This window comes from Pseudonocardia sp. Ae331_Ps2 (genome assembly GCF_001932405.1).
Lineage (GTDB): Bacteria > Actinomycetota > Actinomycetes > Mycobacteriales > Pseudonocardiaceae > Pseudonocardia.
The window spans coordinates 4,736,281-4,741,586 of sequence record NZ_MCIM01000001.1; the positions used below are offsets into that span (position 1 = coordinate 4,736,281).

The 5,306-nt window shown below is 73.3% G+C and carries 4 protein-coding genes; all 4 read left to right on the plus strand.

Going from position 1 to position 5,306, the window contains the following annotated elements:
• Positions 1-14: 14 nt before the first annotated feature.
• The gene (locus Ae331Ps2_RS22365; protein ID WP_075306674.1) at positions 15-950 is read left to right on the plus strand and encodes an oxaloacetate decarboxylase; all 936 of its coding nucleotides are present in this window, start codon (positions 15-17) and stop codon (positions 948-950) included.
• Positions 947-2,089 carry a 2-methylaconitate cis-trans isomerase PrpF family protein gene (locus Ae331Ps2_RS22370; protein WP_075329832.1) on the plus strand — a complete coding sequence of 381 codons (1,143 nt, stop codon included), beginning with the start codon at positions 947-949 and terminating at the stop codon, positions 2,087-2,089. Before Ae331Ps2_RS22365 ends, Ae331Ps2_RS22370 begins: the two co-directional genes overlap by 4 nt.
• 175 nt (positions 2,090-2,264) lie before the next feature.
• Positions 2,265-4,136 carry an SIP domain-containing protein gene (locus tag Ae331Ps2_RS22375; RefSeq protein ID WP_075306673.1) on the plus strand — a complete coding sequence of 624 codons (1,872 nt, stop codon included), beginning with the start codon at positions 2,265-2,267 and terminating at the stop codon, positions 4,134-4,136.
• Positions 4,137-4,755: 619 nt separating this feature from the next.
• Positions 4,756-5,187, plus strand: a complete 432-nt coding sequence (gene panD, locus Ae331Ps2_RS22380) for an aspartate 1-decarboxylase (protein ID WP_020628196.1) — start codon at positions 4,756-4,758, stop codon at positions 5,185-5,187.
• The last annotated feature ends 119 nt before the right edge of the window (positions 5,188-5,306 follow it).

Consider the following 5,306-nt stretch of genomic DNA (forward strand, 5'->3'; position numbering starts at 1 on the left):
AGGATCCCCTCCACATGAGTAACGAGTCGGCTCAGACCCTGCGCGACCTGATCGCGGGCGAGGAGATGGTCGTGGTCCCGGGCGTGTACGACGCCCTCAGCGCGACGCTCACGGAGCAGGCGGGCTTCCCGGCCGCCTACGTCAGTGGGGCGGCGGCGTCGGTGAGCCTGCTCGGACGACCCGACATCGGCCTGATGACCGCGACGGACGTCGCAGCGCACCTCGCCCGGCTCAGCGGTGCGACGTCGTTGCCGCTGATAGCCGATGCCGACACCGGTTACGGGAACGAGCTCAACGTGCGGCACACCGTCGAGACCTACATCAGGGCAGGTGCCGCGGCACTCCACGTGGAGGACCAGGTCTTCCCGAAACGGTGCGGGCATCTGTCCGGGAAGTCCGTGATCGACCGCGACGACGCCGTCTCCAAGGTCCGCGCCGCCGTCCGCGCCCGCGGCGACGACGACCTGGTCGTGATCGGGCGTACCGACGCGCTGGCCACCCACGGGATCGACGAGGCCGTCGAGCGTGGGCGCCGGTTCGCCGACGCGGGTGCCGACATGGTCTTCGTCGACGCTGTCGAGGACCTGGACCAGCTACGTCGTATCGGCTCCGCCATCGAGGTCCCCCTCGTGGTCAACGTCATGGCGAACTCCCGGACACCGGTTCTGAGCCACGCGGAGTACGCAGACCTGGGGTACCGGCTGGCCATCTATCCGATCATGGGCCTCGCGGCGGCCTCGGCGGCAGTGCAGAGCGCCCTCGCCTCGTTGCGCGACACCGGCCTCCCGCCCCTGGACGCCGCCGGGCCGGGTGAGCTCTTCGAGACCGTCGGGATCAGCGAGTGGCTCCGCTGGCCCGACGACGGACCGCGCCCACCGGCCGGTGGGCCGGCGACCGCCGCGGTGTCGGACGTCGCCGCGCCGCGCGAGCACGTGGGGGCACGGCGATGAGCGACCAGCTGTCGGTCCCGCTGGTCCAGATGCGGGGCGGGACCAGCAAGGGCCTGTACCTGCACGCCGCCGACATCCCCGCACCCGGTCCCGCCCGCGACGCGCTCCTGGCGCGGCTGATGGGGTCACCCGACGTCCTGCAGGTCGACGGTCTCGGCGGCTCACGCCCGATCACCTCGAAGGTCGCGATCATCGCGCCGTCGGACGCCGCCGACGCCGACGTCGACTACACGTTCGCACAGGTCGACATCGAGACCGGCCTGGTGAGCTACAACGGCAACTGCGGCAACATCTCCTCCGGCGTCGGACCGTTCGCCGTGGACGAGAAGCTCGTCCCGGTCGAGGAGGGAACGACCGTCGTCCGTATCCGCAACACCAACACCGACAAGGTCCTCGTGGCGCACGTCCCGGTCCGCGACGGTGCCGCACGGGTGGACGGTGACTTCGCGATCCCCGGGGTACCGGGCACGGGCGCCGAGATCGTCATGGACTGGTCGGGAACGGTCGGGGCCGTCACCGGCAGGCTGCTCCCCACCGGGAACCCACTCGACACCGTCGAGCTCGAGGACGGGCGAACGGTCCGGCTGTCGATCGTCGATGCCGGGAATCCGATCGCCTGGGTCGCCGCCGCGGATCTCGGTCTCACCGGGAGCGAGGGTCTCGAACTCAATGGCCGAGCGGAACTCGTGTCCGCCATCCGGGAGATCCGGGGCAAGGTCTGCGTCCGACTCGGCCTGTGCCAGGAGTGGACCCAGGTGGACACCGAGGTCCCGGCCATCCCGATGGTCGGGGCCGTGGCACCGCCGGGGGGCTACAGCACACTCAACGGACAGGCCGTCGACCCCGACGACATGGACCTGCGGGCCCGACTGATGTTCATGAACCGTCTGCACGAGAGCATGGCCGGGACCGCGTCCATCAGCCTCGCCGCGGCGTCGCGGCTGCCGGGCACCACCGTGCACCAGGTCGCGACGGAGCGCAGGCCCGACACCGTCCTGATCGGACACCCCTCCGGCGTCATGCCGGTCCGCGTGCAGGCCGGGGCCGGGGCCGGGTCCGTCGAGTTCCGCATGCTGGGCATCAGTCGGACGGCCCGACGGCTGGCCAAGGGATGGGCGTACTACCCGCGTCCCACCTGAGAGCGGTACGGCCGTGTGACGACGCCGTGTCGGCAGCTCACGGCCGCCCGGACACCGGTGGCTAGAGTCGCAGGCGGAGCCGCGCGGCCGATAGGGCGGGTTTGCCGGAAACGCCCGGGCCGGACGCCACGGATCGCCGTGCTCCGTCCCTGTGCCCGTGCGAGGAGAAGCCCCCATGCCCAACCAGGACCGTGCCGTCTCGGTCTACCCCATCGCCGTGCGTGAGCTCAGCGTCTCGCGGATCGTGGACGTCACGCCCGCGCTGCGACGCGTGACCCTCACCGGGGAGCAGCTCGGGGCGTTCACCGACGACGAGGGGCGTGCCTGGCCCGCGTTCACCAGTACGGGCTTCGACGACGACGTGCGGTTGATCTTCCCCTACCCGGGGGAGACCGAGCCCGTCCTGCCGATCCTGCGCGACGGCGGCATCAAGCTGCCCGAGGGACGCCGGCCGGTCTGGCGGGTCTACACGGTCCGCCGCCACGACCCCGTCGCCGGTGAGCTCGACGTGGAGTTCGTGCGACACGGCGTCGGCATCGCGACCACCTGGGCCTACCGCGCGACGCCGGGGGACCGGGTCCACGTGGCGGGACCGGCGGCGTCGCTCGCGCTGCCGGCCACGGCCGAACGGCTGCTGGTCGCCGGGGACGACACCGCGCTGCCCGCCGTCTCGCGGCTGCTGGAGACCGCGCCGGCGGACCTGCGGGCCGACGTGTTCATCGAGGTCGCGGAGACGGCCCACCGGGTCCCGCTGCGCGAGCACCCGGGTGTCGAGGTCACCTGGCTGGTCCGGGACGGCGCCGGGCCGGGTACGTCGACGCAGCTGGCCGAGTGCCTGCGCACGGTGGCCGAGGGGCCGGGCTGGGACGCCGCGGCCACCGCCGGCTGGCTGGCGGGGGAGCAGTCCGTCGTGCGGGACCTGCGACGGCTGCTCGTCGCGGCGGGGGTGGACCGGCGCCGGATCGACTTCACCGGCTACTGGAAGCTCGGCGAGGTGGTCACCCTCGAGTCCGACCCCCGGGTGACCGACGAGGAACGCAACGCCGAGGCGTTCGAGACCTTCCACGAGCAGGCCGAGCTGCTGCCCCCACTGGCGATCCGGGTGGCCGCGAACCTCGGCCTCGGCGAGCTCGTCGCCGGCGGGATCCGCGATCCGAAGTCGCTCGCCGAACGGGCCGGTGCGGATCCGCGGGCGCTGGAGAAGCTGCTGCGGTACCTCGTGGCGATCAAGATCCTCGACCGCGACGAGCAGGGCGGGTACACGCTGACCGACACCGGCTTCTACCTGACCGAGGACCACGTGCTCGACGTGGTGCGCCGCGACGGCGTCGGTGCCCGCCGCGAGCAGGGGTTCCTGGGGCTCGAGCAGGCGGTGCGCACCGGCCGGGAGTCCTTCGCGGCGGTCACCGGTCGCGACTACCCGAGCCTGCGCGGGGACGAGGAGTTCGCCCGCAGGCTCCTGGACAACACCGCGCAGTTCGCCGACTACATCGCCGCCCCGGTGGCGGACTCCGCAGCTCTGGAGGGGATCGACCACCTGGTCGTCCACGCCGACGCCGCGGTGTCCGCCGCGGCCGCCGTCGTCGCCCGCCGCCCCGGGACGCGGGTCACGATCGTCGCTGGCCCCTCCGACGCCGACTGGACCCGGTCCGAGCTGCTGCGCACCGTCCCCGACGACGGTGCCCGCTCCCGCGTGGAGGTCGTCGTGCAGACCATCGCCGAGCCGGTCCCGGCCGCCGACGCGATCCTGTTCGGCAAGGTGCTCGGCCAGTACCCCGACCCGGAGGCCGTGCACATCCTCCGCCGCGCGGGGGAGTGCCTGGCCCCCGGCGGGCGGATCCTGCTTCTCGAGGACGTGCTCGACGAGCAGGACCTCGACGAGCACGAGGCCGAGGACGACCTGCTGGCCCTCGTCCTGCACGGCTCCGGCCGCCGGACGGCCACCGAGCTCTCGGCCGTCGTCGCCGACGCCGGACTGCGGACCGTCGCCACCGAGACCGTCGGCTGGGGCGACACGCTCCGGTCGCTCCAGCCGGTCGCACCCTGACCCTCCTCCCGCGCCCGGCGCGACCGTCCCCCGGGGGCGTCGCGCCGGGCCCGGCACCCGCCGCCGCCCGGCACGGCGCCGACTCGTGCCCGCGATCGTGGGTCACCCGCCGCCGGTCGGCCGGACACGGCCCCCTGTCGTGCCTCGGGCGCGGGCGGGGCCATGCCGGTGCTCACACCCGTTCGGACCATCAGGGGTCCGCAGACGCCGTGTGTGGAGCGTCCCTCCCGTCGGCGCGGGTCGCTGACGTGCGGAGATCCCGGCCCGTGACGGTGATCGGAATGCGTCATCCATTCGGCGGAACCCTCGCATCCACCCGCATGCTTAGCCTTGCCTAAGTTCAGGTGTGGCGAGGCAAGTAAGGGGTGGCGCGACGGTGACAGGCGACGGAGGCCGCCCGGGCCGCGTGCCGTTCGACGTCGTCGCCGCGGTCGGGGTCCTCGACCCTGCCACGTGCCCGTGTCCGCCGCCCGGCGGCGGCACCTGCCGAGTACCCGGCCGCGTCGCGCGCACCTGGACCGATCTGCTCCCCGGGAGCCCGGTCGGACGTCCCGGCGCCTGACCCGCTCCGCAACCCCCACGCCCGCGCCGGAGGTGATCCGGTGAGGAAGGTTCCGTCATGCCCGGCTCCACCGAGACCGTCCGCTACCGCACCCTGCTCAGCGGGAAGATCCACCGCGCCACCGTGACCCAGGCCGACCTGCACTACGTCGGCTCGCTGACCGTCGACGAGGACCTGATGGACGCCGCGGGCCTCGTCGAGGGCGAGAAGGTCCAGGTCCTCGACATCGACAACGGCAACCGCCTCGAGACCTACGTGATCACCGGGGAACGCGGCAGCGGCGTCATCGGCGTGAACGGCGCCGCCGCGCACCTCGTGCACCCGGGTGACCTGACGATCATCGTCGCCTACCAGCAGGTGCCCGAGCCCGCCGTCGCCGACCACGTCGCCCGGGTGGTGCACGTCGACGCCGACAACCGGGTCGTCGCGCTCGGCGTGGACCCGGCCGAGCCGGTGCCCGGTGCGCTCGCGCAGACCGCCGGTCGCTGACCGCACCTGCCGCAACGCAGGAGGCGCGGGCCGAGGGCGTCCACGGTGACCCCTGACCCGGCCCGCGTCGACGACACCGTGTCCACCAGCACCGCCGCCGTACCGGAGGACCGCATCTC

Excerpts from the sequence above, each read along its gene's own strand:
- Ae331Ps2_RS22365 (WP_075306674.1), top strand. The coding sequence starts at position 15 with ATGAGTAACGAGTCGGCTCAGACCCTGCGCGACCTGATCGCGGGCGAG.
- Ae331Ps2_RS22370 (WP_075329832.1), top strand. The coding sequence starts at position 947 with ATGAGCGACCAGCTGTCGGTCCCGCTGGTCCAGATGCGGGGCGGGACC.
- Ae331Ps2_RS22375 (WP_075306673.1), top strand. The coding sequence starts at position 2,265 with ATGCCCAACCAGGACCGTGCCGTCTCGGTCTACCCCATCGCCGTGCGT.
- panD (WP_020628196.1), top strand. The coding sequence starts at position 4,756 with ATGCCCGGCTCCACCGAGACCGTCCGCTACCGCACCCTGCTCAGCGGG.